Origin of the sequence: Bradyrhizobium sp. HKCCYLRH1034, assembly GCF_051168375.1 — a bacterium.
Lineage (GTDB): Bacteria > Pseudomonadota > Alphaproteobacteria > Rhizobiales > Xanthobacteraceae > Bradyrhizobium.
Genome location: NZ_JBNPUW010000002.1, coordinates 165,000 through 190,077 on the forward strand (window position 1 = coordinate 165,000; position 25,078 = coordinate 190,077).

Below are 25,078 nucleotides of genomic sequence, written 5' to 3' on the forward strand. Positions count from 1 at the left end.
TTCCGTCTCACGAGGAAAGCGCAAGTAGCGCGCGTCTGGTCTCGGTCCGGATCAGATTCGCCCGATACTCCGCCGAAGCGTAGCGATCCGAGAGGCATTCGGTGGTCTCGCTCAGCAATGTGGCCGCCTGGTCGATATTCTCCCGCGACAACGTCTTTCCGTTCAGGAAATCGGCAGCGGCCTGGCCGGCGAAAGCGTGGTTCGCCGCGCCTGTCACGCCGAGGGAAACCTCGGCCACCACGCCGTCTCGCATGCGCACGCCGACCGCAATGCCCACGACAGCAAAGCCGCTCGCGGGATGCCGGATCTTTCGGTATATGAAGCGCATGCCGGTTGTCGGCCGCGGGATATGAATGCTGGTGAGAACCTCGTCCGGTTCCAGCACGGTAGAAAAGATATCGACAAAGAAATCCTGCGCCGCGACCCGTCTGTGGCCGTTCGCGCCGGCGATCTCGATCTCTGCCTTCAGCGCGACGACGACCGCCGGCCAGTCAGCCGCCGGATCGGCATTCGCAAGCGAGCCGCCGATCGTGCCACGGTTGCGCACCTGGGGATCGGCTATCAGACTCGCCGCCTGGCGAAAGATGGGCAATTCCTCGAACAGCGTCTCTGATGCAAGCAGGTCGGCGTGCCGCGTCAGCGCGCCGATCCTGACTCCGGTTTTGCCGATCTCGATGCCCTTGAGCTCGGTGATGCCTCCGATATCGATCAGAAGTTCGGGCGACGCCAGCCGCAGCTTCAGGGCCGGAAGCAAGGTATGGCCACCGGCCAGGAGCTTCGTTCCGTCGGGATCTTCCCGCAGCAGATCGATGGCCTGGGCGAGCGAAGCCGCGCGGACATAGTTGAAGGCTGCCGGGATCATTGGAGTTCTCCCGAGCGCGCCTCTTGTACCGCCTTCCAGATTCGCGGCGGCGTCAGCGGCATATCGAGATGTTTGATACCGAACGGTGACAACGCATCGAGTACGGCGTGGACCATGCAGGGCGGCGCCGCGATCGAGCCACTCTCGCCGATGCCTTTGACGCCAATCGGATTGGTCGGCGAGGGCGTCTCCTGGAACTGCGAGCGGATGTTCGGCACGTGCTCGGCGCGCGGAACGGCATAGTCGAGCAGCGAGCCGGTCAGGAGTTGTCCATTGTCCGGATCGTAGCTGACCTCTTCATAGAGCGCCTGCGCGATGCCCTGCACGACGCCGCCATGAATCTGGCCCGCCGCGAGACGTGGATTGATCAGGGTGCCGACGTCGTCAACCGCGACATAGTCGAGAATGTCGACGATGCCAGTCTCAGGATCGACCTCGACGTAGGTGAGGTGGACGCCTGACGGCGAGCCCATACCGGTCGGGTCGTAAAACTCCGTTTCGTCCAGGCCCGGTGTAACGCCATCCGGCAGCTTGTGGCCGACATAAGCCATGCGGGCCACCTTCGAGAACGTTAACGGCGCGATATCCGTGCCAGGCACGCTGAACGCACCGGCGGAATAGGAAACGTCCTTCTCATCCACTTCCAGCATGCTCGCCGCAATCTTCTTTGCTTTGGCCACGACGCGCTGCGAGCACACATGCACACTGGATCCGCCGACCGCCATCGAGCGGGAATTGAACGTGCCGTGGCCGGCCTGCACTTGCCGCGTGTCCCCCTGCACGATGTCGATGTCCTCAACGGGAATCTGCAGCACGTCCGCGGCAATCTGCGACAGCGACGTGATATGGCCCTGACCCTGGTTCATCGAGCCTGAATAGATCGTAGCCCGGCCGCTGGAATCGATGCTGACCCGCGCACTTTCCCAGCCGCCGCGATCAAATCCGCTGAGCGCCAGCCGCCGCGACGGCGCCATGCCACACATATGCGTATAAGCGGCGATGCCGACGCCGCGATAGACACCGCTGGCCCGCAAGGCATCACATTCCTTTCGGCGCCCTTCGTAGTCGAAGGCGGCAAGCGCCTTGTCCAGCAGTCCCTGATAATTACCGCTGTCGTACATCACGCCCGTGCTGCCATACGGTCGATACGGAAATTCCGCTGCTTGAACGAAATTCTTCCGCCGCACCTCGACCTGGTCGAGATGAAGGTGACGCGCGACCGCATCGATCGCCCGCTCGGCGATATAGGCGCCCTCTGGCCGTCCATAGCCGCGATAGGCATCCACCGGCACCGTATTGGTGACAACGACTCGGGATATCGCCTCGTAGTTATCGATCTTATAGGTTCCGGTACCGAAGTTGACGGTGTTCACGGTGGGACCGCCGCTCGCCATGTTCGATAGATAGGCGCCGACATTACCAAGCGTCTCGACTTTCAGGCCCAGGATCTTGCCGTCGTTTTTGAACGCGATCTCGATATTTTCCGTGTGCGCGCGACCGTGGCTGGTCGATTGATGGCTTTCGGAGCGGCTTTCCCACCATTTGACTGGCACGCCGAGCTCGCGTGCGAGATAGGGGCAGAGCAAGTCTTCGGGGTAGAGGTGCATTTTGGCGCCAAACCCACCTCCGATATCAGGTGCGATCACCCGCAACTGATGCTCGGGAATGCGAACCGTCTCGGCGATCCAGCGCCGGTGCATGTGCGGAACTTGGCTGCCAATATAGACCGTCAGCGTCCCGTCTGGCTCCGGCGTGGCAACGATCGCGCGCGTTTCCATGCAGGTCGGGATCAGACGGTTGTTGACGACGCGCAGTCCGATGACCTGATCGGCCTCGTGGGCGGCCTTCTGGTAGTCGCCGCCGCGCACCTTGTAGATCGTAGTGACGTTGCCGGGAACGTTGTCATGAAGTTGCGGCACGTCCTGCCGGATTGCGGTCTCTTCGTCGACCACGGCAGGCAGCACTTCGTAATCGACGTCGATCAGCCCGACGGCGTCGTAGGCTTCGGCCAACGTTTCCGCCACTACCAGCGCTACGCATTCGCCGACAAAGCGGACGCGGTCGGTCGCGACTACAGGGCGGAACGGCACCTTGCTGCCCGGAAGAACCCAGTTCGGAACAATCGGGCCAATTTTGCCGGCGAGCGCCATCCCGGAAAGGACCAAGCGAACCCCTGGTGCGGCTTTTGCTGCAGAGAGATCGACGCTTCTAATCTCGGCGTGGGCGTGCGGCGATCGCAGTACCGCCATGTGCAGCATGCCCGGCAGCCTGACGTCATCGACGTAGCGGCCCTTGCCAGCGAGCAGCTTGAAATCTTCGCGCCGCTTTAAGGGCCGACCGATATGGCGGATCGCAGGCGTGTCGTTCAAGGCTGCTGCTCCTTCGCTGCGAGGCTTTCGACAGCGCGGACAATGTTGTGATAGCCGGTGCAGCGGCAGATATTGCCGGCAAGTCCATGGCGTATGTCGTGCTCGCCGGGATTGGGATGATCCCTCAGGAGCTGCCGTACGCTCATCACCATGCCCGGCGTACAGAAGCCGCATTGCAGCGCGTGATGTTCGTGAAAGGCGGCCTGAACAGCGCTTAGTTCGCCACCGGTATCGGTCAATCCCTCGACTGTGGTGATCGACGCGCCGTCCGCCGTCACGGCCAGTACCGTGCAGGATTTGACCGCCAGTCCATCGATTTCGACGGTGCAGGCACCGCATTGGGAGGTGTCGCAGCCGACATGGGTGCCGGTGAGGCCAAGATCCTCCCGGATCAGATGGACCAGCAACTTTCGCGCTTCAACGAAAACCGTCTTGCGCGATCCGTTTATCTCGAATGTCACCAAGTGCCGGCTGTGGGGGTCGGGCATTTATCCTCCTGGGATCGGCACGCGGTTTTTTGTTATCCAACAGTCACTCTAATAATAAGAGTGAAAGAAATGCAAGACATTTCTTGTCGATGTTCGCGGCTTGGCGCTTGGATGGCGTCCCGAGCATGATTATTCTGCTGAGAAGTGTTGTTAGGAGGGATGATGCGCTCGAAGGGCTTTGAAGGAATGGCGTGCTCGATCGCCGGCGTATTGAACGCTGTCGGTGACCGCTGGGCCATGCTCATCCTGCGCGATCTGTCACTGGGATTGAGCAGATATGAGGAGTTGAGGAAGTCGACCGGCGTCACACATGCCACCCTGTCCGATCGGCTCAAGCATCTCGAAGAAAATGAACTGCTCGAGCGGCGTCGGTATCAGACCGGCCCTGAACGCTACGATTACCTTCTGACCCGAAAGGGCAGGGACATTATCCTGGTGATCCAGGCGCTTGCCCAGGTCGGGGACAAGTGGGCGATTACGGGGGATGCGGGTCCGCCGCTCAAATTCATCAACAAGAACAGCGGACGTCCGGTTAAGCTCGCTCTTGTCGATGACAAGTCGGGCGAATTGGTACGCATGAGGGATGTCCGGCCGCTGGCCGGACCAGGGGCTGACGACCTTGTTCGGTGGCGGCTCGCCAAGTTCGACCAGCGATGATTCGGATTGCAGAAGGTGGGCCGGGGGCGAACTTCCCGATGGAAAATCGGCAAGCGACACCATTTGGGCCGCTTGCCAAGTGCTTTTTGCGAGCTGGCCTCGACTAGCGAACGATACGCTGGACGGCGATTGCAGTGGCTTCACCGCCGCCGATGCAGAGTGCGGCGACGCCGCGTTTGAGGTTCTGCGCTTCCAGCGCATGCAGCAGCGTCACGATCAATCGCGCGCCGGTGGCGCCGATCGGGTGGCCGAGCGCGCAGGCGCCACCATGGACGTTGAGCTTTTCGCGGGGAATGCCGAGGTCCTTCTGCGCGGCCATCGCCACCACCGCAAAGGCTTCGTTGATTTCAAACAGGTCGACGTCGCCAACGCTCCAGCCGACCTTGTCCAGGAGCTTGCGGATCGCCGGGATCGGCGCGGTGGTGAACCATTGCGGTTCTTGGCTATGGGTGGCATGGCCCCTGATTTCCGCCAGTGCCGGCAGTCCCTCGCGATCGACGAGCGAGCGCTTCGCCAGGATCAGGGCGGCGGCTCCGTCTGCGTTCGCCGAGGAGGCGGCAGGCGTGATGGTGCCGTTGGCGCGGAACGCCGCCTTCAAGCCTGGGATCTTGGCAGGGTCGACCTTCAGCGGATGTTCGTCATTGGCGATGACGCGCGGCCCTGCTTTTTCGGTCAGAGTGATCGGTGCGATCTCGGCCTTGAACGCGCCGCTTTCCACGGCCTTGCGGGCTCGGATCAGCGTCTCCATCGCATAGGCGTCTTGGTCCTTGCGGGTGAACTGATAGGCTTCGGCCGTGGCCTCGCCGAAGTCGCCCATCGAACGGCCGGTCTCATAGGCATCTTCCAGGCCGTCCATCAACATGTGGTCGATGATCCGGTCGTGGCCGGCCCGATAGCCGGCACGCGCCTTTGCCAGCAGATATGGCGCGTTGCTCATGCTCTCCATGCCACCGGACAGCACGATGGCGGCAGAGCCCGCATTGATGATGTCGTGGCCGAGCATGGTCGCCTTCATGCCGGAGCCGCAAACCTTGTTGATCGTGGTGGCCCCGGTCGCATCAGGCAGCCTGGCACCGCGCGCAGCCTGGCGGGCCGGCGCCTGACCCTGGCCGGCCGGCAGCACGTTACCCATGAAGACCTCGTCGATCCGCTCCGGCGCGAGCTTGGCACGCTCCAGCGCTGCCGCGATCGCGTGAGAGCCGAGCTTATGTGCCGAGAGCGGCGACAACTCACCCATGAAACGTCCCAAAGGCGTGCGTACGGCCGAAAGAATGACAACGGGATCGGTGACTGCGGACATGATGAAATCTCCCCGACAAGCGGTGTTGTTTGTATGACGATAATCATATAACTTGGCTCATCTTGCAATGAAATGTTGCGGGGAGGCATGGCGCAAAATCCAGGACTGAAACGCCGGCGCCGATGCTTAGATGTCGGCTGGAATCGGAGCGGCCGGCCATGGGGCGTTTGGTGTCTGATGAGCCGCCCAGCAGATCTTCTGCAAATCGGATGAAGCACGATGCGTTACGTGAAAGATCATAAGCGTCAGACCCGCGACCGGATCGTCGAGAATGCCTCCTACGGTCTGCGCAAGAAAGGTGCCGAAGCGCTCAGCGTTGTCGATTTTATGCAGCTCGTCGGTCTGACACATGGCGGCTTCTATAACTATTTCGCGTCCCGTGCGGCTCTCGTTGCTGAAGCAACTGGCTTTGCAATGGATCAGACTATCGAGCGCTGGAAACGGCTGACGAATGGGAGCGCTGTCCCGACGTGCGTTGATGCGATCGTTGCCGATTACCTTAGTCCTCGCCACCGTGACGATCCCACGCACGGTTGCGCGCTTCCGGCGCTCGCCGCCGACATCGGGCGATCAGAAGCGCGGGCACGCCGGAGCTTTGAGCGTAAGCTGGATCAAATGATCGACGTCCTAGCTGAGCTAAATTCCGGCGGTTCTTCTCAAGAGGCACGCCAGATCGCCACAGGCATCATCTCGACCATGGTAGGTTCAATTCTGCTCGCCCGTGCTGTCAACAGCAAAGCAGCTTCTGACCATATTCTTGGGGCCGGTCGAGAGATCGTTGGTGAACTTGGTGCTCGACGGTCCGACCGCGCGGCCAGCAGCTTAGTTCGAAAAAATGATCGTGATGGCGCTTCTGTTCCACACCGAGGTGTTCGGTGAGGCCCGCTCCTATGTTTTCGCCGGATCTTCGCGCCCCACGTTCTCCGGAGATTTTGGCAGTGTAGGATAGTCGGTATAACCGTGGGCATCCGGACCGTAGAAAGTTTCGGGGCGGGGCTGATTGAGCGGCGCGCCGAGCGCCAAGCGCTTAGGTAGATCCGGATTGGCAATGAATGCCTTTCCGAAGGCAACCGCATCGGCCCAACCCGCATCGAGGACCGCCTGGGCGGTTTCCGCAGTGAAACCTTCATTTGCAATATACTTTCCGCCGAAGGCGGCCTTGAGAGACGGTCCCAAGCTGTCGGGTCCCAAGCGCTCGCGAGCGCAGATGAAGGCGATGCCGCGACGCCCGAGTTCAGCTGCCACGTATCCGAACGTCGAGGTACGATCGGAGTCGCCCATGGAATGCACGTCAGCCCGAGGCGCAAGATGCATTCCCACCCGGTCGGGTCCCCATACCGACACTGCAGCATCTGTGGCCTCGAGCAAGAGCCTGGCGCGGCTTTCGATTGAGCCTCCGTACCGATCCGTCCTTTGGTTGGAGCTATCTTGGAGGAATTGGTCCAGCAAATACCCATTCGCGCCGTGGAGCTCCACGCCATCGAAGCCAGCTATCTGGGCAAACTTGGCAGCATTGCGAAATGCTTCGACAACCTCCAAGACTTCTTCTGTCGTAAGCGGGCGCGGCACGCTGAAAGCCCGTTCCGGACGGACAAGGCTGACGTTGCCTTTCGCGGCGATGGGGCTGGGGCCGATCGGCGCCTGACCATCCAGGAATATTGGATCGGAGATCCGGCCGACGTGCCAGATCTGCATGAAAATCCGCCCCCCACGTGCCTTCACCGCGCGTGTAACGGCTTTCCAGCCCTCGACGTGGTCTGCCGACCAAATGCCGGGAACGCCGGCATAGCCCACTGCCTGAGGCGAAACAGGAACACCTTCTGTGATGATCAGACCCGCCGAAGCCCTCTGCGCGTAATACTCCGCCATGATCGCATTGGGGATCCGGCTCTGGCCTGCGCGTAGCCTGGTCAGCGGGGCCATGATGACCCGGTTCGGCAGATGCAGATCGCCAATAGTTACGGGGTCAAACAGCGACGGCATTTAGCCTCCGGAATACGGTTGCAAGGCGTTCGCGCGAAGTTGTTGATCGGGAGGTTCAAACATCCTGTCGCGGCGATCGTGGAAATCGCTCGCGATCGACTGTTTCGACGGGATCACCCCGGCAGCCCCAGCTGCTTGCGAAGGCTTTTGTCGAACATTCCTTCAGGCACAAAACGACGAAGGATGCTTACCTGGCGCGCAACCTTTCCGCAGGTGTATCGCCGACGAGGTGATGGCGTTGTCGCGGCCAAAATCACCTTCTCGGCAACAACCTCGGGACTCTCGGCTGTATTCATCACATCGCGTAGCAGCGCGCTGGCTCGGGTTCGCGCCGACACATATTCCTTCAGGTTCCGGTCCGGAAGCACCATGTTCTGCTCAAACGAGGTGCGGGTATAGGCCGGCTCAAGCAGGCAAACGCGAACGCCAAAGATCCGCACTTCGTGGTCGAGAGATTCGGAGTAACCCTCGATGGCATGCTTCGTAGAAGAATAGAGGGCGGAAAACGGCGCAGGTATCAATCCCAGGACAGAACTAATGTTGATGATCCGTCCGGCTTTTCGATCTCGCATGGTCGGGAGGACCGCATTTGTCATGCGCATCACTCCGAAGACGTTCACGTCGAACAAGGCCTTGGCCTGATCGGCCGAGGATTCTTCGGCCCCGCCCAGCAAGCCGAAGCCTGCGTTGTTCACCAGAACATCGATCCTGCCGGTCGCAGCCAGTACCTTGTCGACGGCCGCTTTCACCGAGGCGTCGTCCGTCACATCGCAGCTTAGCATCTCAGGATCGCTCGCGGCAGCTCGTCGGCTGGTCCCGAACACCCGGAATCCCGCCTCGCGCAATGCTCTTGCGGAGGACAGCCCGATTCCCGTCGAAGCCCCGGTCACGATCGCCACTTTTCCGTCCTGTCGCACAGAAGCTCTCCGTTGACGCAGTTGAACCCTAGATTAGATTAAGATATACATATCACATGATTTACATCATACAATAGGCTGTTCGTTCGGAGGGCCTGCATGCGGTATGCCAAGGGGCACAAGGATAGTTCGCACGAACGGATACTGAAGGTCGCCGCAAGGAAATTCCGGCGCCAAGGCATTGCGGCGACTGGAATGACGGGAATTATGTCCGAGGCGGGCCTTACGAATGGCGGCTTCTATTCTCACTTCGGCTCGAAAAGCGATCTCGTTCGGGAAGGGCTTGAGCGGGCGCTGGACGAGCAGTTGCGGCGACTGAGTGAAGCCGACGTTGTCCCCGGGGAACTGAGCACGCTGATCCGGTCTTACCTGTCTGCGGAGCATCGCGATCGGCCGGACGTTGGATGCGCCTCGGCTGCACTGCTTCCAGAGATCGGTCGCCAACCTCGATCCGTCCGAAAGGCCTACACCGCTAGATTGCGCGAAATATTCGAGCAGCTAAAGAGGCGATTGCCGCGGAAAACGTCCAGCCGCGCCGCGCAAGAGGCCGCAATCGGAATTTTCGCTGTACTCGTCGGCTCTCTCCAGCTTGCTCGTGCCGCCGAAGACTCGTCGATGTCGGATGCGATACTTGCGGCTGGCATTCATGCAGCAAATGCGCTCGCGCTCGTACCTCAACAAGAGCGCTGAGCTTGTCTCGTCCGGCTTTCAGATAATCAGACCAAGTAAACGATCGAGATCAGGGAGGACACGAGTATGAAGAGCAAGGCGCCAATTCTGGTGACGAGCGCCGGTGGACAAACCGGCTCGGTTGGCCGAACCATTGTTCGCGGCCTGCTGCAGCGCGGCCTTCCCGTCCGTGCGTTCGTGCGGAAAAATGACGAGCGGGCGCAGAGTTTGCGCGACATGGGAGCCGAGGTGTTCGTGGGCGATCTCCTAAATCCGCGTGACGTCACGCAGGCCGTCAAGGGTGTGCGGCGCATCTATTTCAGCATGAGCCTGAACCCGTCCTACGCCGATGCCACCATCTTAATGGCCGCAGCGGCCAAGAAGGAAGGAGGCACCGAGATATTCGTCAACATGTCGGACTATGAGCAATGTTACATGACGCTCGAGACCATGTCCGCGCCGGACGCGGAGCGCATCGCCGTGCTGGGCGTGGACGTCCAGTGGTCGCCCCAGCAAAGGGCGCATTGGGCGGGCGAGCGAGCCCTCGATTGGTCAGGCCTGCCGATCGTTCATATCCAGGCGGCGATGTTCGTCGAGAACCCAATCACACTGTGGGTGCCGGCTATGACCATCAAGGAGGACGGCACGATCCGTCTGCCATTCGGCCTGGGAAAGACCGCGCCGGTGGCAACGGCCGACGTCGCTGATGTCTGTATTGAGGTGTTAGCTGACCCAGCCGGCCACGCTGGGAAGTCCTACGAGTTGACGGGGCCGGAACGAAAGGACATGTACGGGTTTGCCGAGGATTACTCGGCGGCGCTCGGTCGAAAGATCGAATACCTGCCGACGACGATGGAAGAGTTTCGGCAACGTATGCGTAAGCTCATGCCTCATATCGCTGAGCATCCTGCGTTGCATCTGGAAAACCTGTGCATGCAAAATGGCGGTGATCGGTATATTGCCGAGGTAACGCAGGACGTCGAGAAGCTGCTCGGCCGGCCGGCCACCACATTCAGGAAGGTCATTGAAAAGGAGGCGTGGCGCTTCGAGAGGGGGACGCCAAACCATCTGCAGCACCGCGAAGTGAAGGATCTGAACCCGACCCGTGTCTTGCAGGCGTAGCGGCTTTGCCTCGCTCAAAACTCCGGACCTGAAAGCCCTAGAATGGAAAGCAGCGCATATAGGCCGCGAACAGATCTGCATCGCTTGGAACGATGAGCCGCGACTCGATCGCCTCCGCAAGCTCAAGATCGCGGCTAAGCACTCGGAGCCATGCCTCGCTATCGGCCGTGATCGAAAGCCGGGCGTCGCCGGCATGGGTTCCGGACGTTACATCCAGAATCTTGTCGTTGATGCGCACTGTCCCTTGGAACGGAGTTTTTCCCGTAAAGGTCCAATGAGTGACCAGATCGAGCTTCTTTGCCTTTCCACGCTGGAAGCCGAGCCTCAGTGTAAAGAGGTACGCCTGAACGCTTCCGATCGGACGTCCTGCGCGCACATGCCGGATCGTCTTATTCGGGAACCGTCGTGGCGCACTCTCCTCGGCGTCCGATCCAGGAATCACGAACAGCGTCTCTTCTTTCTCGAGCAGAGGTTTGACCACATCATTCACATAGGACACCCGGTCATCAAGATATGGTCCGATTACATCCTCGCCAGCCGGGCAGACCGATATGCAATATGCAGCCTTGTACCCGGGCTTGAATGAGAGAGATTGCCAAATGCTCTGAGTCTCGGAAGGGCTCACGCGGGACCTGTAGTCCTTTGCGTCACGCGAGTCCGCAACCTCTTCGATCCATTTGGTAAAGTTTCCGAGAAAATCGTGGTAGTTGTGCGTGAAGCAGGTCTGAAAATCGAAGTACCCATCGTGCTTTATCGCGCCGACGGGGCAAGCTCCGACACATAGTCGGCATTCCAAGCAAGGATTATAGTCGATCGGCTGGTCATAGGCATCGATCTCGTCCGCCAGCAAGATCGTTCCAAGCAGGATGAAGCTGCCAAATTTCGGGTGGATGATGTTGCGATGAATTCCCATGCGACCCAGCCCGGCCTCGACGGCGACCGGCTTGTGCTGCACCATCATGATGCGTGCCTGGTCCATCTCCATGGGAAATGCGGCAACCGAATTGCAGGCCGTGATGCCGTGCTCCGCCAGGGCGCGGACAATTGCGCGCGAAGTCTCGTTCACATGGTCATAGGTTCCATGAAATTCCTCATTAGCCACCGAGCGAGTGGGAGAGCGTACCGGCTCGCGATTCATATGACATGCGATCGCCATCAAGGACTTTGTGCGGCCATAGACCTTTCGGATGTAGTCGACTTGGGGACTGATTGCCGGACGGCCAATCTCGACCAGCCCGACATCGTCCGCTCCACAGCTTATCGCGATCCTCTTGACGAGCTCCGCCGACAGCGGCGCCGCGCCGGTCCGGGCCAGGCTGCGCGACCGAAAGGCCTTTACCGTCGGATGATCCTCAATGGTCAATTTTCGTCTCCTCAGATGCGTCGAGTGTCATTCCGACTGCGAAGCGACCGGCGATTGATGCAACGAAAGAATGCTGAGACTGCCACCAGGCGCTGCCCCATCCTCGATAGCGCTTGGCCCTGCACATCACACGGCAAATGACCAAACATTGCGCGGACGCTCATGTGTTTTCGCGACATCGGCGCCCTCTGATGACGGGGTAGGCCATCGACAGAGAGCCCAGCCGTGGTTCATGATCGCGCCGCTTCCTGCGGCTCCGAGAGAATGGCCTGCAGCTCTCCAGACCGGAACATCTCCGTCACGATATCGCAGCCACCCACGAATTCGCCCCGTACATACAGCTGTGGAATGGTCGGCCAGTCCGAGTAGTCCTTGATACCCTGCCGCAACTCCTCCGACTCGTAGATGTTGTGCGATTTGAACGAAACTCCCAGATGATCGAGGATGCGAACTACCTGCGCTGAGAACCCGCAGGCCGGCGACGAGGGCGTACCTTTCATGAACAGGACGATCTCGTTGGACTCCACCTCACTGCGAATGAACTGCGCAACGCTCATGTTGGTCTCTCCATCTGTCCGTCGCATCAGTTCGAATTTAGCACTTAATGGTCGGGCCAGAAAAGAGCGAAGTTGCTTTGAAGCCTGCTTGGCCGGCCTCGCGCTAAGGCGCGGCAGCTATTATTTTCCGCAGAGTCCACGAAGGATGCCGGTCGATCGGACAGTCGACCATCGCTTGGAGGGATTAGAACGACCGGGCGCTCGATTGGATCGAATATCAATTCTAAAAAGGAATTGACGAGCGTTCTGTGGCAGCTAAAGTCGGGTCAATCACAAGAAGAGACTGATGGCTGTCGTCTGCGCCGAAGCCACTGTTTCAGGAGGGAAAATGGGCGCTCGACCCCAATTTTTGGAATTTGGAGGTTGTCCGCGCATCAGGGGGCGGCAAGCTCAAGGCGACCGGGGCGGTCGAATTCGTCTGGCCCAGACTCAAGGCGTCTTAACATTCCGTCTTGGCAGGCTCCGCTGCTTCTGCCGGGGAGTTGGATGACGAGCGCAATGACCAGCATCGACTTCTATTTCGACTTTCGCAGTCCTTATTCCTATCTCGCCCACTCTCAGCTCGGCACGCTGGATGCTGAGCTGAGCTACCATCCTGTAGATATCGTCGCAGCCATGAAGCAGGGCGGTAACACGCCGACGACCTTGACCTGTCCGGCCAAAGGCAAATACGCCGGCGCAGATCTACAGCGCTGGGCGAAGAGATACGGCGTACCGCTGAGCCGGCATAAGGACATAAAATCGATCGACGGCCGCAGGCTGCAGCGCGCGGTGCTCGCGGCGGAAGATTGCGGTCTCGCCAAGGAGGTCGTTGCGGCGATCTTTCCGGCGTTCTGGCGACATGGCTTGCCGCGGAGCACAGCCGGGGATCTGGTGCGGATCCTTGAAGCTTCCGGAATACGTGACCCCCAAGTTGCTTCCAGAGCCGATAGGCAGAGAATTGGATGATCGGTTGACGCAGAGAAGTGAAGCGGCGGGAGCGCGTGGCATCACCGGCGCGCCGACCTTCATCGTGAACGACGAAATGTTTTTCGACAATGACCGCCTTGAATTCATTCGCGAAGCACTGAGGGCAGCATGAGCAAGATTGATGCGCAGCCGCTGGCAATTGTCACCGGAGTCGGACCTGGTACCGGCTCTGCTATCGTCAGGCGGTTCGCGGCCGGAGGGTATCGCGTCGCGATGCTCGCGCGCGACAAGGCGCGCCTGGACGCGCTATCGGCGGAGATTCCGTCGAGTATTCCGATGGCGTGTGACGTCTCGGACTCGGCAGCGCTCGCGCGGGTGCTCGACGAGATCGACCGGCGGTCCGGCCCGCCGAAGGTCGTTGTCCATAATGCGGTTGGCGGGGCGTTCGGAAAGTTTCAGGAGGTAGGTCCCGAGGTTCTCCGAGCCAATTTCGAGACAAACGTGATGGCACTGCTCCATCTCGCGCGGCACGTCGCGCCCCCAATGATAGCGGCTGGCGGCGGAGCGCTCCTCGTAACGGGCAACACGTCGGCTCTGCGAGGAAAGGCGAACTTCGCGGGTTTTGCGCCGACGAAGGCAGCTCAGCGTATCCTCGCCGAGTCGATCGCGCGCGACCTCGGCCCGCAGGGGATTCACGTGGCTTATCTGGTCATCGATGCGGTCATTGACGTGCCGTGGCAGCGGGAGCGAATGAAGGACGCGCCCGACGATTTCTTCATCAAACCCGCGGCGATCGCCGAGGAAATCTACCACATCGCGCATCAGGACCGCTCGGCGTGGTCTTTCCTCGCGGAAGTGCGACCGTACCGCGAACCCTGGTAGACCCGGGGCGAGCGGTCCGTCGTCGTTCGCGGTGTTGGCGCCGCGCTCCACATCTTAACCGTCATCGGGCAGCCCGCCTGACTGATCGGGAGGAAACAGCCAACTCCCGGTTGGTGCGACGACAACCTCTTTTTAGGAGAGAGCCCATGATCAAGGTTGGACTTCATCAATATCCCCCGATGGATCAGGTGATCTTCGGAAAGCCTGCCGGGCAAGCGCTGGCCGAGGAGGCGGAGCGGCTCAACGCGCACAGGGTGTTTCTGATTGCCAGCCATACGTTGAATACGAAAACCGACGAGATCGAAAAGATCCGCAAAGCATTAGGTTCTAGGTATGCGGGGACGTTTGATGGGGTCCCGCAGCACACCACCCGTACGTCTGCCGTAGCTGCAGCCGCAAGGGCGGTCGGGGCGGGCGCCGACCTGATCGTGGCCGTCGGCGGCGGTTCTGTCGTCGACGCGGCAAAAATCGTTCTGATGTGCATTGAGCACAAGATCACCGATGAGGGCGGCCTCGACGGGTTTGAAGTAGTCTCGACCCCGGAGGGCCCGCGCCCTGGTCCGTTTCGAGCCCCGAGCGTCAGGATGGTCGCCATCCCGAGTACATTGTCCGGCGGCGAATACAACGCCGGTAGCCTCGTTACCGATACACGGCGGAAACTGAAGCAGATCTTTCACCATCCCTTGATGATGCCTCGTTCGATCATCCTCGATCCCGCGATTACGGTTCACACGCCCCAAAACTTGTGGCTCGGCTCCGGAACGCGCGCGATGGACCACGGGATCGAAGCCGTCTGCTCGCCGAGAGGCGATCCCCTCGTCGAAAGCGTTTGCCTGCGAGGACTGCGCTATCTCTATGACGGGCTGCTCGCGACAAAAATGAATCCGGACGATCTTGAGGCCCGGCAATCCTGCCAACTCGGGTCGTGGCTGTCCGCCTTCGGGCTGCAGTGTCGGGTTCCGATGGGGGCGAGCCATGCTATCGGACACGTGCTTGGCGGTACATGCGATGTGCCGCATTACTTTTGCACCGCGGTCATGATGCCCAGCGTGCTGGAGTTCAATCGCCCGGATACGGCTGGAGCACAAGACAAGCTCGCCGAAGCTTGGGGAGTGCCGGGGGCGAAAGCAAGCGAGACCTTCGCCGAATTTATACGACAGTTGGAGCTCCCGCGTCGATTGTCTGAAGTTGGCGTGACCGAGGACAAATTCGATCTGATCGGACGGAACGCGATGCTTTCGGTTTTCACGCGCGCAAACCCGCGTCCGATCAAAGGCCCCGAAGACATCGTTAAGATTCTCCGGATGGCCGCTTAGCGCGTGTCAGCCCGGCGGCCAGGGGATGCGGTGGGCCGTACGGTCGGTACAAAGCTCGTCTATTTCAATCGGATAGACCGGCCGAACGGAAGGCGAGCAAATTGCAGAGTGTTCAAGTCGCTCGTGAATGGGAGCGGAGGAAATCCATGACGACGAATGTTGCCGCGCGCGCCACGTCTGACGTCAACTTCGCTCCACGCGAGGTCAGTATCGAAGCGCATCCCGATGGAAGCCTCATCCTGAGGTCGCCGATCAACTTCGTCGAGCCGGGCTGGTCGATCACCGACTTTCTACCCGTATGGGCGATGCAGGAGCCCGATCGCGTCTTTCTGGCGCAACGCGAAGCTGCCGGGTGGCAAAAGATCTCGTATCGGCAGATGTGGCTACGGACTCAGTCCGTAGGTCAGGGGTTGATCGATCGCGGAGCTCAGCCGGGCGACAGGATTGCAATTCTCTCCGGGAATTCGATCGAGCATGCAATCGTCATGTTCGCGGCCATGTCGATCGGGATGGCCGTCGCTCCCATTTCGCCCAACTATACATTGATGCCGGGCGGGCTGTCCCGCTTGACGGACATCGCTCGGCTGCTCAGGCCATCATTTGTATTCGTCCAGGACGGCAGCGCCTTTGCGGCAGCCCGATCAGTTAGTGGGCTGGAGGAGGCGACTTGGATCGCATGCGGTGGATCCGACGGGCTTCTGCCGCTTGAGGCCCTGTACGAGGGACGACCAACCTCGGAGTTTCAGCGGCGGTTCGGAAACCTCGATCGTGACGCCATCGCAAAAATTCTGTTCACGTCGGGCTCGACCGGCCTGCCGAAGGGCGTCATCAACACGCATCGCATGATGGCATGCGCCCTCGAAATGGGCAGTCTGCTGGCGCCGGCAAACCAAGCTCCGGTTCAGGTCGAGTGGTTGCCCTGGCATCACACGATGGGGGGCAATGTCATTCTGCAGGGCACCCTGAAGAATGGGGGGACGCTCTACATCGACGACGGACGCCCCGTCCCACAACTCTTCCATAAGACCATCGCCAACCTGAGGGAAATTTCCCCCACAGCGATGTTCAACGTGCCCGGCGGCTACACGCTCCTGTGTGATGTTCTCGAAGCGGACGAGCATTTCAGAAATACCTTCTTCAACCGCATGGAGCGAATGACCTACGCCGGAGCGGCAATTCCGCAGTCCACACTGGACAAGCTCTATGACCTGTCATTGCGTGCGACCGGCCGCCGCATTCCCGTCATGTCTGGGTACGGCACGACCGAAACGGCGCCAACGATTAGCACGACGCACTGGGCCACCGAGGAACCGGGAGAGGTCGGCCTTCCTGGACCTGGTCTCAGGCTCAAGCTGCTGCCTGCGGGAAACAGTTACGAGGTTCGCGTAAAGGGGCCGAACGTCACGCCGGGATACTTCGGCAGATCCGATCTCACGGAAAGTGCATTCGACGAGGAGGGCTACTACCGGGTTGGAGACACCGTGGCTTTCCTCGACCCGGAGCAGCCGCATCTCGGATTGAGATTCACGGGCCGTCTTTCCGAAAACTTCAAGCTCACGAACGGGACCTGGGTGGTTGTCGGGAACCTCAGGGCGGCCATCCTGGGCGCAACGCGTGGCGTTCTTCAGGACGTCGTCATTGCGGGCGAAAGCCGGGACCAATGCGCGGTTCTTGCCTGGCTAAATCCCAGCCAAGCCAAACAACACGCCTCCGCGCCCGTTGGCGATCTCGAGCGAGATCCAGGCGTGCTGGCATTCCTGAGAGAGTGCTTTCGGGCACACAACGAAACAGTCGGAAGCAGCGAACGAATCCGCTCATTCAAGTTGCTGAAGGAGCTTCCGTCGCTTGCCGCTGGTGAAATCACCGACAAGGCCTATGTAAATCAGCGGGCTGTACTCGGCCACCGAGCGCATAGCGTTGAGGAATTGTATGCCGGGTCACCTGCTGAAGATGTGACCTTCATCTGAGTGCCCCGACTTCGCAAGGAGTGCTTCTGGAAGTGAAGGTCCGAGGTGGCGCTGAACCGGCTCTGAGCAAGGTCCATCCATCTCAGACGTTGTCATCGCGGCGAAGCCATCGGCTGAAGTTGAGACGCTCGTCGGCGCCTGACAGTCGACCTCATCAGAGGAGAGCCGATGGTCGGTGCGGCGCAGACTCGGCTCACGCGGAATAAATCATCGGTCTCTAACGAGGAAGAGGGCAATGAAAGGATCGAGCCTGCCTGACATTTCGCCGAAGGAATATGCGGCAATGGTGGGCAAGGAGGTCGGCGTGTCACGCTGGTTCGAGATTGACCAATCTCGCATCGACCAATTCGCCGACATTACGGAGGATTGGCAATTCATCCACATAGATCCGGTGAAGGCCGCCGAGACGCCGTTTGCCGGAACCGTCGCTCACGGCTTCCTGACGCTTTCTTTGCTTGCGCCGATGGCGTTTGACGCGCTTCCGAAGCTTTCGGGGAGAGTCATGGCGGTCAACTATGGTTTCGACAGGATACGATTTGTGTCCGCCGTACGATCCGGAGGTCGGGTGCGGGCCAGATTCAAACTTCTGGATATGACGGCTCGCAATCCGAAGGAGGTGGCCACCAAGTTGGAGGTCACTGTTGAGATCGAGGGGGCGCAAAAACCCGCGTTGATCGCCGAATGGCTCGGAGTGGCCTATTTCGCCGAAGCAGTCGTCATCTAATTCGCCGCGGATACTTTCCATCTGCGTCCGGTCGACATAGCGAAGAAGAGCCGCGAACATTATGCTCTGCTCGCAAGGTCTGCCGCGGAAGAGAGGGAGCAGTTAGCGGTTATCTCTTGTGTCCAACTGCCCCTCGCTCCGCGGCCTCGAAAATGTTCAGCCCTTGCTGGCGGCCTTGATGAAAGCGCCGATTTGGGCGGAAGCCTCGTCCGGATATTGATGATGCGGCCCGTGCCCGGCTCGCGCATAGGTGATCAGATGAAGGGTCGGCAGCTGTCGATTCAACGCATACCAGTTTTCGATCGGGAACACGATGTCGTGGTCGGCTCCCAGGTGCAGGATCGGAACCGACGTCGTCTTCAAGAGCTGCAAAATCTGGTCTGATGGAAACACCGGGTTACGCGGCGTGTTGCCGATCTGCGCCATGGCCCAGTCGGCCGGAACGTCGGGGCTGCGGTCTTTCTTTCGCGCCATGATGCGATCGAACGAGCGCTTTGAAGCCGCCCGGCTGCCTGCGTCCGCAGGTTCGAAGAACACAGTCGTGAACTGCTCCAATGCGATGCCGGGGATTGCCGCGGTATCATAGAAGAGTTGTTCGCCCGTCTTGACCAGCGGGCCCGGAGGTGTCGTAGCCAACAGAACCACATGAGTTGCCATCGGCCCGGTCATTGCCAGCAAGATCTGCGCGGCGATCCCACCGATCGACCATCCACCGATCGCGACCTCCTTGAGGCCGAGTGCCTCGATGAGATCCTTGCCATCCTTCGCGAGCGACATCGGATTGTAGGATTTTTCGCCAGTCGACTGACCAAGGCCTGAATAGTCGAAGGTTACGACCTGAAAGCCCTGTGCGGCCAATCCGTCGATGAAGGCGGGATCCCAAAGATCGAGGACGCCTCGAAAACGGTTGCACAGGACCAGCGGCTTGCCCGTGCCGACGGATCGATAGGCGAGGCGGCGTCCGCCAACGTCGACGAGCTGGGTGGAGGCGGTCGCCGAACTGGCGGCGGCCTGCGCCTTCAGCGGTAGCGCAAGTGCCGCAGCGCCCAGCGCTCCGGCGGTGATCATCGTGCGACGAGATTGAGAGTTCATGTCCGCAATTCCTGATGAGGCAGCATTGAGGCTGCACGCTGGATCGAAGGGATGGCTACGCGTTTCGAGATGAGGAGCGGGAGTACCGATCGGCCGGTATCGCCGGCCGATCGGAGCATTGGGACTAGGCGCTGGCGCGCGCGCGGTAGCGCTCGGCGGGCTGCGCCCCCAAACCTGAGGGCAGAACCGCGCGTGCGCCCTCGAACGCCTCCCAGAGGCCCAGGTCCGAAAGGGGCGGTATCGTCACGGCTTCGCGGCGATCGAAGCCGACCAGCGCCGCGTCGACCAGGTCCTCGACGCCCATGAGATTGGGAATTTTCGAGAGATCGGCACCCGCCCGTTCCCAGATTTCGGTCCTGGTTGCCGCCGGTACCACGGCCTGGACGTAGACGCCCTTGGGCCCGACCTCGGCCGCCAGCCCCTGCGAGAACGTGAGCACGTAAGACTTGGTCGCCGAATAGATGCCCGGGAAAAACGCGGGCATGAACGACACGACCGAACCGAGATTGATGATGGCGCCGCTTCCGCGTTTCACCATGCCCCCGATCGCCGCCGAAGCCAGCAGGGTCGGCGCAGTCACATTGAGCTTGAGCAGTTGCTCCATGGCGGCGGGATCCGCCGCCTCGAACGGGCCGAGCAGCGCCGCGCCAGCGTTGTTGACCAGAATCTCGACTGGGCTGCCCGAACGGAGCCGGTTCGCCACCATTTGCAGCTGCGCGGCATCCGTCAAATCCGCTGTCAGGACTTCGACGGCAATCCCGTGCGCCTTGCGCAGTTCCGCGGCCAGGGCCGCCATTCGCTCCGTCGCGCGAGCGACGAGGACGAGGTCATGGCCGCGCGCGGCGAGGCGCCGCGCATAGACGGCGCCGATGCCGCTGGAGGCGCCAGTAATGAGTGCAGTGGACATGTCTTCTTCTCCGTGGGAGGGGCCAATCTGTTCCCAAAATGTAGATGACAATCATCATCTACTTGCAAAGATGATGTTTGTCATCTACATTTTTGAACTGAGGGAGATTTATTTTGGCAAGAAGCCGGGAGCAGAAGGCGGAGAGCAGGCGGGCGATCGTGAACTCGGCCGCTAAGTTGTTCCGGGAAAAGGGAATTGACGGTGTTACCGTCGCGGAGATCATGGACGCAGCGGGGCTGACGCACGGCGGCTTTCCAAGGCACTTTGCGAGCAAACAGGAGCTCGTGACCGAGGCCCTGGCGGACGTTTTCGAGGCCAGCAGGCGTCAACCCCTGCTGCCGACGGATGTCCGCGGCTTCGCCCGCGCGTATCTGCGGCCAGAACATCGGGATGCGGCGGGGGCGGGATGCGTCTTCGCGGCGCTCGGGCCCGAGATGTCGCGGGCGCCGGCGCCCACACGCCGCGTCCTGACCGAGGAGATGCGCCGGCAGATCGAACAATTCATGGCCTCGGCGCCAGGTGACGATCCGCAACAGAAGCGTGTCGCGGCGATCGGCAGTTGGGCAGCGATGATTGGGGCGATGTTGCTCGCGCGCATCTCCGATTCAGAAGAACTGTCGGACGAAATCCTACGGGCGACCCGCGCGTTCCTCGGCGCGGAGCCCTGAGAGCTGGAATTCCCAAAGTGCGGTCATAGTCGCCTGTCCAAAGCCGTCGCGCAGATCCTCGCTGGCGAAGCGGGCGGTCAATTCGATACGTGCTCGAAGAGGGCGCAACGCCGAAGATCGCCAAAAGACGGTCCTGAAGGTGCTCCCGCCTAGTAGGCGCCAAACCTTTCTGTGCGCATCGCAATCACCTCTGCCGATGTCGGAACGCTTCATGGACCGCTTAGCGCAGAAATCCAACGGCGGCCCGAGCCTCGCCTGGAACGCGGGTCCGAGGCCGGAAGCGATGGTCCAGCATGAGGTGCTGACCGAGCCAGCACCAAGGAGCCTCGTTATGCGTAGGATTGCAGGAAGTATCGTAGGTCCGCCGGCTGTGGGGAAAGGCGGTAGCGCTCCCCCGCGACCACCTTTCCCTGCACTCGCTTCATTCGGCTCGGATACGCCTCTCCGCCAAGCGGTGAGGCTGTGACCGTTTCCACCGGGTCCGGTTTGCTTTCCTCGGCATCGCCCGCGATCACGGCTTTGCCGGCCGCACGTTCCAGGGCCCATCGGTTTCGGGGCGTCCCAGCGACTGCCACGCGGGGTGGGTGTGCGGCGGAGAAGAACTATATCGACGGCTCCGTTTCCGTACTCTGCTGATTTGCCGTTCCCAACAGAGGGGCAGGACCGATCGCAAAAGAAGCCTACGAGCCGGGATCGTCGATCAGGGGCTTTGGCCGGGCAAACAGCTCCAACCGCTCCTTGTGGTCGATGACGATCTCTCGTCCGCGGACGCGAACCCCATGGCTCGTAAGTTGGGCGAGACTGCGTGACAGGTTTTCGCGCGTCGTGCCGATGTGGGAGGCCAGCGTGCCGCGGTCGAATGGGATGACGATATTCGCATGCCCCGGCTCGCGCTGGGCCTCGGCGAGGATCCAGTTGGCGAGGCGCTCGATGCTCGACCGGGCCAGGGTGCCCTTCAGCTTCTTGACAGAAGCGCGATAGGCATACGCCAGCTCCTGAGCAACAATCCGTGCGAATGCGATGTCTTCGTCGAAGAGCGCCCTTACATCGCGGGCGGGGATCAGCAGCACCCGCGACTCCGTCAGCGTGCGGGCTGAATTGAGATACGCCTGATCGACGACGACTGCAGCAAGTATGAAGGTCGACACGGGACGCAGCAGTGAGATGCCCCACTCGGCCTCGTCGAGCTCGGTGTAGATTTCCACCAACCCGCCAATCAGCACATGCAGGAAGTCGGCCTGATCTCCCTCGCGAGCCAACCGCACCCCGGGCGGAAATTGCTGCAGCAGAGCCGCGCCGAGCAACCGCTTCAGGTTCTCCTCGCTGAGGTCCGCAAACAGCGGCAGCGTCTTCAACTGGGCGAGTTCGTCGGGGCGCAAGCGAAGCTCCAAGAGTCACTCACCCGCTATCGCGCCGAACTGTGACAAAAGTCAATTGCATACGTGCAGTCTGACAATTCGATCTGGGACATTTGGCAGATTGTGGCCGACCGGACCGTCCGGTTGATGCATCGCAAAACCTTTTCCTGGTCCCCCGAATAACTGCTGCGGCGTCGAAGCCATACGTCGAGGCCACCATGGACGCCGTAGATTTCAGCCCTGAGCACCGAACGCGAGCACTCTGGCTCTCAACAATCTCGTTCACGATCTGCTTTGCGGTGTGGACGATCTTCTCGATCATCGGCATCCGGATCAAGCAAGAGCTGGATCTGAACGAAACCGAGTTCGGTCTCCTGATCGGCACCCCGATCCTGAGCGGCTCGCTGATCCGGCTGATGCTCGGCATCTGGACCGATCAGTATGGCGGGCGCCGCGTCTACACCGTCGTGATGCTCGCCGCGGCGGTCGCGACCTATCTCCTGACCTGGGCGCATACCTATCCGCAATTTCTCGTCGCCGCGCTCTTCGTAGGAATCGCCGGTGGCTCGTTCGCGGTCGGCGTCGCCTATGTGTCGCGGTTCTATCCGACGGCCAAGCAGGGCACTGCGCTGGGAATCTTTGGCGCCGGCAATGTGGGCGCCGCCGTCACCAAGTTCGTCGCGCCGTTCGTGCTGGTCGCCTATGGCTGGCAGACCGTGGCCCAGATATGGGCGCTCGCGATCGGCGTCATGGCGATCGTCTTCTGGCTGTTCTCCGAGGAGGACCCGGTGGTCCGCTCGCGAAGGCAGCGCAAGCAGAAGGCCGGCAGCGCCTGGCTCGAGCTCGCGCCGCTCAAGAACATCCAGGTCTGGCGCTTCGCGCTGTACTACTTCTTCGTTTTCGGCGCCTTCGTCGCGCTGTCGCTGTGGCTGCCGCAATACCTGATCAAGGTCTACGGCGTCGGAATCCAGTCGGCCGGCATGATGGCCGCCATGTTCTCGTTTCCGGCCAGCGTGTTTCGCGCCTATGGCGGACACTTGTCCGATCGCTTCGGTGCCCGTCGCGTGATGTACTGGACATTTCTGGTCGGTGTCGCGGCGACCTTCCTGTTGTCCTACCCGCCGACGGACTACGTCGTGACGACCGTCAACGGAAAGGTCGGCTTTCATCTGGAGATGGGGCTCGTCCCGTTCGTCGTCATCGTCTTCGTGCTCGGCTTCTTCATGGCGCTCGGCAAGGCCGCCGTCTACAAGCACATCCCCGTCTACTATCCGAACAATGTCGGAGCCGTCGGCGGCCTGGTCGGCATGATCGGCGGGCTCGGCGGATTCGTGCTCCCGATCGCGTTCGGCGCGCTGGTCGATCTCACCGGTCTGCGAACCAGCTGCTTCATGCTGCTCTTCCTGCTCGTCGGGGTCGCGCTGGTCTGGATGCATCTCTCGATCCGGCAGATGGAGCGCGGCGTTGCCGGCGAGGCGCTGAAGCGGCTGCCGGAGCTGCCCGAAATGGAGGAGATCCACCGGCCCGAGCACATCGGAGCCCTGTCCGGCGCGGTTCTCACCGACTGGCGGCCTGAGGACGACACGTTCTGGAGGGAGCAGGGCCGAGCCATCGCGCGACGCAATCTCTGGATCTCCATTCCGGCGCTGCTGTTGTCCTTCGCGGTCTGGCAGGTCTGGTCTGTCGTGGTTGCGAAGCTGCCTTCGGTCGGCTTCAAGTTCACGACCGATGAGCTGTTCTGGCTGGCGTCGCTGCCTGGGATCTCCGGTGCAGTTCTGCGCATCTTCTACTCCTTCATGGTGCCGATCTTCGGCGGCCGGCTGTGGACCACGCTGGCCACGTGGTCGCTGCTGATACCCGCGATCGGAATCGGCTATGCGGTGCAGAATCCCGCAACGCCCTATCCGGTGTTCCTGATACTGGCGCTGTTGTGCGGCTTTGGCGGCGGCAATTTCGCCTCGTCGATGGCCAACATCTCCTTCTTCTTTCCCCGCGCCGAGAAGGGCAACGCGCTCGCGCTCAATGCCGGCCTCGGCAATCTCGGCGTCAGCGTGGTCCAGTTCGTGGTGCCAATCGTCATCACGGTCGGCGTGTTCGGCTGGTTCGGCGGAGATCCGGCGATGGCAACGAGCGGGTCGCAGCCGATGCCGATCTGGCTTCAGAACGCCGGCTTCGTCTGGGTGCCGTTCATCGTCGCCAGTGCTTTCGCCGCCTGGTTCGGGATGAACGACATCGCCTCCGCGAAAGCGTCCTTCGCTGATCAGGCCGTCATCTTCCAGCGGCGGCACAACTGGATCATGTGCTGGCTCTACACCGGCACGTTCGGCTCGTTCATCGGCTATTCTGCGGGCTTCCCGCTGCTGGCGAAGACCCAGTTCCCGGCCGTCGACGCGTTGCAGTTCGCATTCCTCGGGCCGCTGGTGGGTGCCTTGTCGCGGTCCGCGACGGGCTGGATGGCCGACAAATGGGGCGGCGGGCGCGTGACCGTCGGGGTGTTCCTGCTGATGATGGCCGGCGTGCTCGGGGTGCTCTACTTCCTCGGCATCAAGGATCAGCCCGGTGCATTCTGGGGCTTCTTCGCGATGTTCCTGCTGCTGTTCTTCGCGACCGGCGTCGGCAATGCGTCGACCTTCCAGATGATCCCCAACATCATGCGCCAGGAAATGACCCGGCTCATGCCGACCGCGGACGCGGAGACGCGGCTGCGCCAGGCCGAAAAGGAATCCGCCGCCATCACCGGCTTCACCTCCGCGATTGCCGCCTTCGGCGCATTCTTCATTCCCAAATCCTACGGCACCTCGATCGACCTCACCGGCGGCGTGCAAGCCGCCCTATGGGGCTTCTTCGGCTTCTACGTCACCTGCGTGCTGATCACCTGGGCCGTCTACACCCGCAAGGGCGGCGTCCTGCACGATGTCGAACGGCGCCGGGCGATCGCGGCCGCTGCCCAACCCGCTGAATGAGGACG

At 61.1% G+C, this 25,078-nt stretch carries 24 protein-coding genes; 13 read left to right on the forward strand and 11 right to left on the reverse strand.

The features are described from left to right. Positions 1-7: 7 nt before the first annotated feature. Genes ACQR0W_RS04605 through ACQR0W_RS04615 form a run of 3 tightly spaced genes read right to left on the reverse strand, consistent with a single transcriptional unit; the run spans position 8 to position 3,719 of the window. A complete protein-coding gene (locus ACQR0W_RS04605) occupies positions 8-862 on the reverse strand; it encodes an FAD binding domain-containing protein (protein ID WP_316169277.1) in 855 nt (284 codons plus the stop codon). Continuing rightward, positions 859-3,231, reverse strand: a complete 2,373-nt coding sequence (locus ACQR0W_RS04610) for a xanthine dehydrogenase family protein molybdopterin-binding subunit (RefSeq protein WP_316169276.1) — start codon at positions 3,229-3,231, stop codon at positions 859-861. Before ACQR0W_RS04610 ends, ACQR0W_RS04605 begins: the two co-directional genes overlap by 4 nt. After that, on the reverse strand, positions 3,228-3,719 hold the full coding sequence (locus ACQR0W_RS04615; RefSeq protein WP_316169275.1) for a (2Fe-2S)-binding protein: 492 nt from the start codon (positions 3,717-3,719) through the stop codon (positions 3,228-3,230). The genes ACQR0W_RS04610 and ACQR0W_RS04615 overlap by 4 nt, the downstream gene beginning before the upstream one ends. Before the next feature lie 162 nt (positions 3,720-3,881). Here ACQR0W_RS04615 and ACQR0W_RS04620 point away from each other — a divergent pair, with 162 nt between their 5' ends. Continuing rightward, the gene (locus tag ACQR0W_RS04620; RefSeq protein WP_316169274.1) at positions 3,882-4,376 is read left to right on the forward strand and encodes a winged helix-turn-helix transcriptional regulator; all 495 of its coding nucleotides are present in this window, start codon (positions 3,882-3,884) and stop codon (positions 4,374-4,376) included. A gap of 103 nt (positions 4,377-4,479) precedes the next feature. Here ACQR0W_RS04620 and ACQR0W_RS04625 read toward each other — a convergent pair whose 3' ends face one another. Beyond that, the gene (locus ACQR0W_RS04625; protein ID WP_316169273.1) at positions 4,480-5,676 is read right to left on the reverse strand and encodes an acetyl-CoA C-acyltransferase; all 1,197 of its coding nucleotides are present in this window, start codon (positions 5,674-5,676) and stop codon (positions 4,480-4,482) included. 219 nt (positions 5,677-5,895) lie between these two features. Between ACQR0W_RS04625 and ACQR0W_RS04630 the strand changes: the two genes are divergently transcribed. After that, the gene (locus tag ACQR0W_RS04630) at positions 5,896-6,555 is read left to right on the forward strand and encodes a TetR/AcrR family transcriptional regulator (RefSeq protein WP_316169272.1); all 660 of its coding nucleotides are present in this window, start codon (positions 5,896-5,898) and stop codon (positions 6,553-6,555) included. A 9-nt stretch (positions 6,556-6,564) separates the two neighbouring features. On the opposite strand, the gene ACQR0W_RS04635 is transcribed toward ACQR0W_RS04630, so the two are convergent. Together ACQR0W_RS04635 and ACQR0W_RS04640 are read right to left on the reverse strand one after the other, a co-directional pair. Then, on the reverse strand, positions 6,565-7,659 hold the full coding sequence (locus tag ACQR0W_RS04635; RefSeq protein WP_316169271.1) for an alkene reductase: 1,095 nt from the start codon (positions 7,657-7,659) through the stop codon (positions 6,565-6,567). Between the two features lie 113 nt (positions 7,660-7,772). Continuing rightward, the gene (locus ACQR0W_RS04640; protein ID WP_316169270.1) at positions 7,773-8,558 is read right to left on the reverse strand and encodes an oxidoreductase; all 786 of its coding nucleotides are present in this window, start codon (positions 8,556-8,558) and stop codon (positions 7,773-7,775) included. 117 nt (positions 8,559-8,675) lie between these two features. On the opposite strand from ACQR0W_RS04640, the gene ACQR0W_RS04645 reads away from it, so the two are divergent. Both ACQR0W_RS04645 and ACQR0W_RS04650 read left to right on the forward strand, forming a co-directional pair. Continuing rightward, positions 8,676-9,266 (forward strand): TetR/AcrR family transcriptional regulator, encoded by a 591-nt coding sequence (locus ACQR0W_RS04645; protein WP_315714219.1) that lies wholly within the window; start codon positions 8,676-8,678, stop codon positions 9,264-9,266. Between the two features lie 66 nt (positions 9,267-9,332). Then, positions 9,333-10,367, forward strand: coding sequence for an NAD(P)H-binding protein (locus ACQR0W_RS04650; protein WP_316169269.1), 1,035 nt, complete (start codon positions 9,333-9,335; stop codon positions 10,365-10,367). Between the two features lie 37 nt (positions 10,368-10,404). Here ACQR0W_RS04650 and ACQR0W_RS04655 read toward each other — a convergent pair whose 3' ends face one another. Together ACQR0W_RS04655 and grxD are read right to left on the reverse strand one after the other, a co-directional pair. Next, complete coding sequence (locus ACQR0W_RS04655) at positions 10,405-11,730, reverse strand: 4Fe-4S binding protein (RefSeq protein WP_316169268.1); 1,326 nt, start codon at positions 11,728-11,730, stop codon at positions 10,405-10,407. 230 nt (positions 11,731-11,960) lie between these two features. Beyond that, positions 11,961-12,287 (reverse strand): Grx4 family monothiol glutaredoxin, encoded by a 327-nt coding sequence (gene grxD, locus ACQR0W_RS04660; RefSeq protein ID WP_315714222.1) that lies wholly within the window; start codon positions 12,285-12,287, stop codon positions 11,961-11,963. Between the two features lie 498 nt (positions 12,288-12,785). Here grxD and ACQR0W_RS04665 point away from each other — a divergent pair, with 498 nt between their 5' ends. From ACQR0W_RS04665 to ACQR0W_RS04690, 6 genes are all read left to right on the forward strand, one after another. Continuing rightward, on the forward strand, positions 12,786-13,235 hold the full coding sequence (locus ACQR0W_RS04665) for a DsbA family protein (RefSeq protein WP_316169267.1): 450 nt from the start codon (positions 12,786-12,788) through the stop codon (positions 13,233-13,235). Between the two features lie 4 nt (positions 13,236-13,239). After that, the gene (locus ACQR0W_RS04670) at positions 13,240-13,368 is read left to right on the forward strand and encodes a DsbA family protein (RefSeq protein WP_316169266.1); all 129 of its coding nucleotides are present in this window, start codon (positions 13,240-13,242) and stop codon (positions 13,366-13,368) included. Beyond that, positions 13,365-14,078 (forward strand): SDR family NAD(P)-dependent oxidoreductase, encoded by a 714-nt coding sequence (locus ACQR0W_RS04675; protein ID WP_316169265.1) that lies wholly within the window; start codon positions 13,365-13,367, stop codon positions 14,076-14,078. The genes ACQR0W_RS04670 and ACQR0W_RS04675 overlap by 4 nt, the downstream gene beginning before the upstream one ends. A 146-nt stretch (positions 14,079-14,224) precedes the next feature. Next, positions 14,225-15,394 (forward strand): iron-containing alcohol dehydrogenase, encoded by a 1,170-nt coding sequence (locus ACQR0W_RS04680; protein ID WP_316169264.1) that lies wholly within the window; start codon positions 14,225-14,227, stop codon positions 15,392-15,394. A gap of 146 nt (positions 15,395-15,540) precedes the next feature. Next, on the forward strand, positions 15,541-17,361 hold the full coding sequence (locus ACQR0W_RS04685) for an AMP-binding protein (RefSeq protein WP_316169263.1): 1,821 nt from the start codon (positions 15,541-15,543) through the stop codon (positions 17,359-17,361). Between the two features lie 235 nt (positions 17,362-17,596). After that, the gene (locus tag ACQR0W_RS04690) at positions 17,597-18,085 is read left to right on the forward strand and encodes a MaoC family dehydratase (protein ID WP_316172568.1); all 489 of its coding nucleotides are present in this window, start codon (positions 17,597-17,599) and stop codon (positions 18,083-18,085) included. A gap of 156 nt (positions 18,086-18,241) precedes the next feature. Here ACQR0W_RS04690 and ACQR0W_RS04695 read toward each other — a convergent pair whose 3' ends face one another. Together ACQR0W_RS04695 and ACQR0W_RS04700 are read right to left on the reverse strand one after the other, a co-directional pair. Then, the gene (locus ACQR0W_RS04695) at positions 18,242-19,177 is read right to left on the reverse strand and encodes an alpha/beta fold hydrolase (protein ID WP_316169261.1); all 936 of its coding nucleotides are present in this window, start codon (positions 19,175-19,177) and stop codon (positions 18,242-18,244) included. Between the two features lie 124 nt (positions 19,178-19,301). Next, positions 19,302-20,084: an SDR family NAD(P)-dependent oxidoreductase gene (locus ACQR0W_RS04700; protein ID WP_316169260.1), complete on the reverse strand. Its 783-nt coding sequence runs from the start codon at positions 20,082-20,084 to the stop codon at positions 19,302-19,304. Here ACQR0W_RS04700 and ACQR0W_RS04705 point away from each other — a divergent pair. Together ACQR0W_RS04705 and ACQR0W_RS04710 are read left to right on the forward strand one after the other, a co-directional pair. Then, positions 20,068-20,259: a hypothetical protein gene (locus ACQR0W_RS04705; protein ID WP_316169259.1), complete on the forward strand. Its 192-nt coding sequence runs from the start codon at positions 20,068-20,070 to the stop codon at positions 20,257-20,259. The two genes, ACQR0W_RS04700 and ACQR0W_RS04705, sit on opposite strands and share 17 nt — an antisense overlap. After that, entirely contained in the window at positions 20,243-20,752 is a 510-nt protein-coding gene (locus ACQR0W_RS04710) for a TetR/AcrR family transcriptional regulator (protein WP_316169258.1), read from the forward strand. The genes ACQR0W_RS04705 and ACQR0W_RS04710 overlap by 17 nt, the downstream gene beginning before the upstream one ends. 680 nt (positions 20,753-21,432) lie before the next feature. On the opposite strand, the gene ACQR0W_RS04715 is transcribed toward ACQR0W_RS04710, so the two are convergent. Next, the gene (locus ACQR0W_RS04715) at positions 21,433-22,131 is read right to left on the reverse strand and encodes a helix-turn-helix domain-containing protein (protein ID WP_315827697.1); all 699 of its coding nucleotides are present in this window, start codon (positions 22,129-22,131) and stop codon (positions 21,433-21,435) included. 197 nt (positions 22,132-22,328) lie between these two features. On the opposite strand from ACQR0W_RS04715, the gene ACQR0W_RS04720 reads away from it, so the two are divergent. Continuing rightward, positions 22,329-25,073 (forward strand): nitrate/nitrite transporter, encoded by a 2,745-nt coding sequence (locus ACQR0W_RS04720; protein ID WP_315750138.1) that lies wholly within the window; start codon positions 22,329-22,331, stop codon positions 25,071-25,073. The last annotated feature ends 5 nt before the right edge of the window (positions 25,074-25,078 follow it).

Excerpts from the sequence above, each read along its gene's own strand:
- ACQR0W_RS04700 (WP_316169260.1), bottom strand. The coding sequence starts at position 20,084 with ATGTCCACTGCACTCATTACTGGCGCCTCCAGCGGCATCGGCGCCGTC.
- ACQR0W_RS04665 (WP_316169267.1), top strand. The coding sequence starts at position 12,786 with ATGACCAGCATCGACTTCTATTTCGACTTTCGCAGTCCTTATTCCTAT.
- ACQR0W_RS04650 (WP_316169269.1), top strand. The coding sequence starts at position 9,333 with ATGAAGAGCAAGGCGCCAATTCTGGTGACGAGCGCCGGTGGACAAACC.
- ACQR0W_RS04690 (WP_316172568.1), top strand. The coding sequence starts at position 17,597 with ATGAAAGGATCGAGCCTGCCTGACATTTCGCCGAAGGAATATGCGGCA.
- ACQR0W_RS04625 (WP_316169273.1), bottom strand. The coding sequence starts at position 5,676 with ATGTCCGCAGTCACCGATCCCGTTGTCATTCTTTCGGCCGTACGCACG.
- ACQR0W_RS04675 (WP_316169265.1), top strand. The coding sequence starts at position 13,365 with ATGAGCAAGATTGATGCGCAGCCGCTGGCAATTGTCACCGGAGTCGGA.
- ACQR0W_RS04615 (WP_316169275.1), bottom strand. The coding sequence starts at position 3,719 with ATGCCCGACCCCCACAGCCGGCACTTGGTGACATTCGAGATAAACGGA.
- ACQR0W_RS04695 (WP_316169261.1), bottom strand. The coding sequence starts at position 19,177 with ATGAACTCTCAATCTCGTCGCACGATGATCACCGCCGGAGCGCTGGGC.
- ACQR0W_RS04680 (WP_316169264.1), top strand. The coding sequence starts at position 14,225 with ATGATCAAGGTTGGACTTCATCAATATCCCCCGATGGATCAGGTGATC.
- ACQR0W_RS04605 (WP_316169277.1), bottom strand. The coding sequence starts at position 862 with ATGATCCCGGCAGCCTTCAACTATGTCCGCGCGGCTTCGCTCGCCCAG.
- ACQR0W_RS04620 (WP_316169274.1), top strand. The coding sequence starts at position 3,882 with ATGCGCTCGAAGGGCTTTGAAGGAATGGCGTGCTCGATCGCCGGCGTA.
- ACQR0W_RS04645 (WP_315714219.1), top strand. The coding sequence starts at position 8,676 with ATGCGGTATGCCAAGGGGCACAAGGATAGTTCGCACGAACGGATACTG.
- ACQR0W_RS04705 (WP_316169259.1), top strand. The coding sequence starts at position 20,068 with ATGAGTGCAGTGGACATGTCTTCTTCTCCGTGGGAGGGGCCAATCTGT.
- ACQR0W_RS04635 (WP_316169271.1), bottom strand. The coding sequence starts at position 7,659 with ATGCCGTCGCTGTTTGACCCCGTAACTATTGGCGATCTGCATCTGCCG.
- grxD (WP_315714222.1), bottom strand. The coding sequence starts at position 12,287 with ATGAGCGTTGCGCAGTTCATTCGCAGTGAGGTGGAGTCCAACGAGATC.
- ACQR0W_RS04685 (WP_316169263.1), top strand. The coding sequence starts at position 15,541 with ATGACGACGAATGTTGCCGCGCGCGCCACGTCTGACGTCAACTTCGCT.
- ACQR0W_RS04630 (WP_316169272.1), top strand. The coding sequence starts at position 5,896 with ATGCGTTACGTGAAAGATCATAAGCGTCAGACCCGCGACCGGATCGTC.
- ACQR0W_RS04720 (WP_315750138.1), top strand. The coding sequence starts at position 22,329 with ATGGACGCCGTAGATTTCAGCCCTGAGCACCGAACGCGAGCACTCTGG.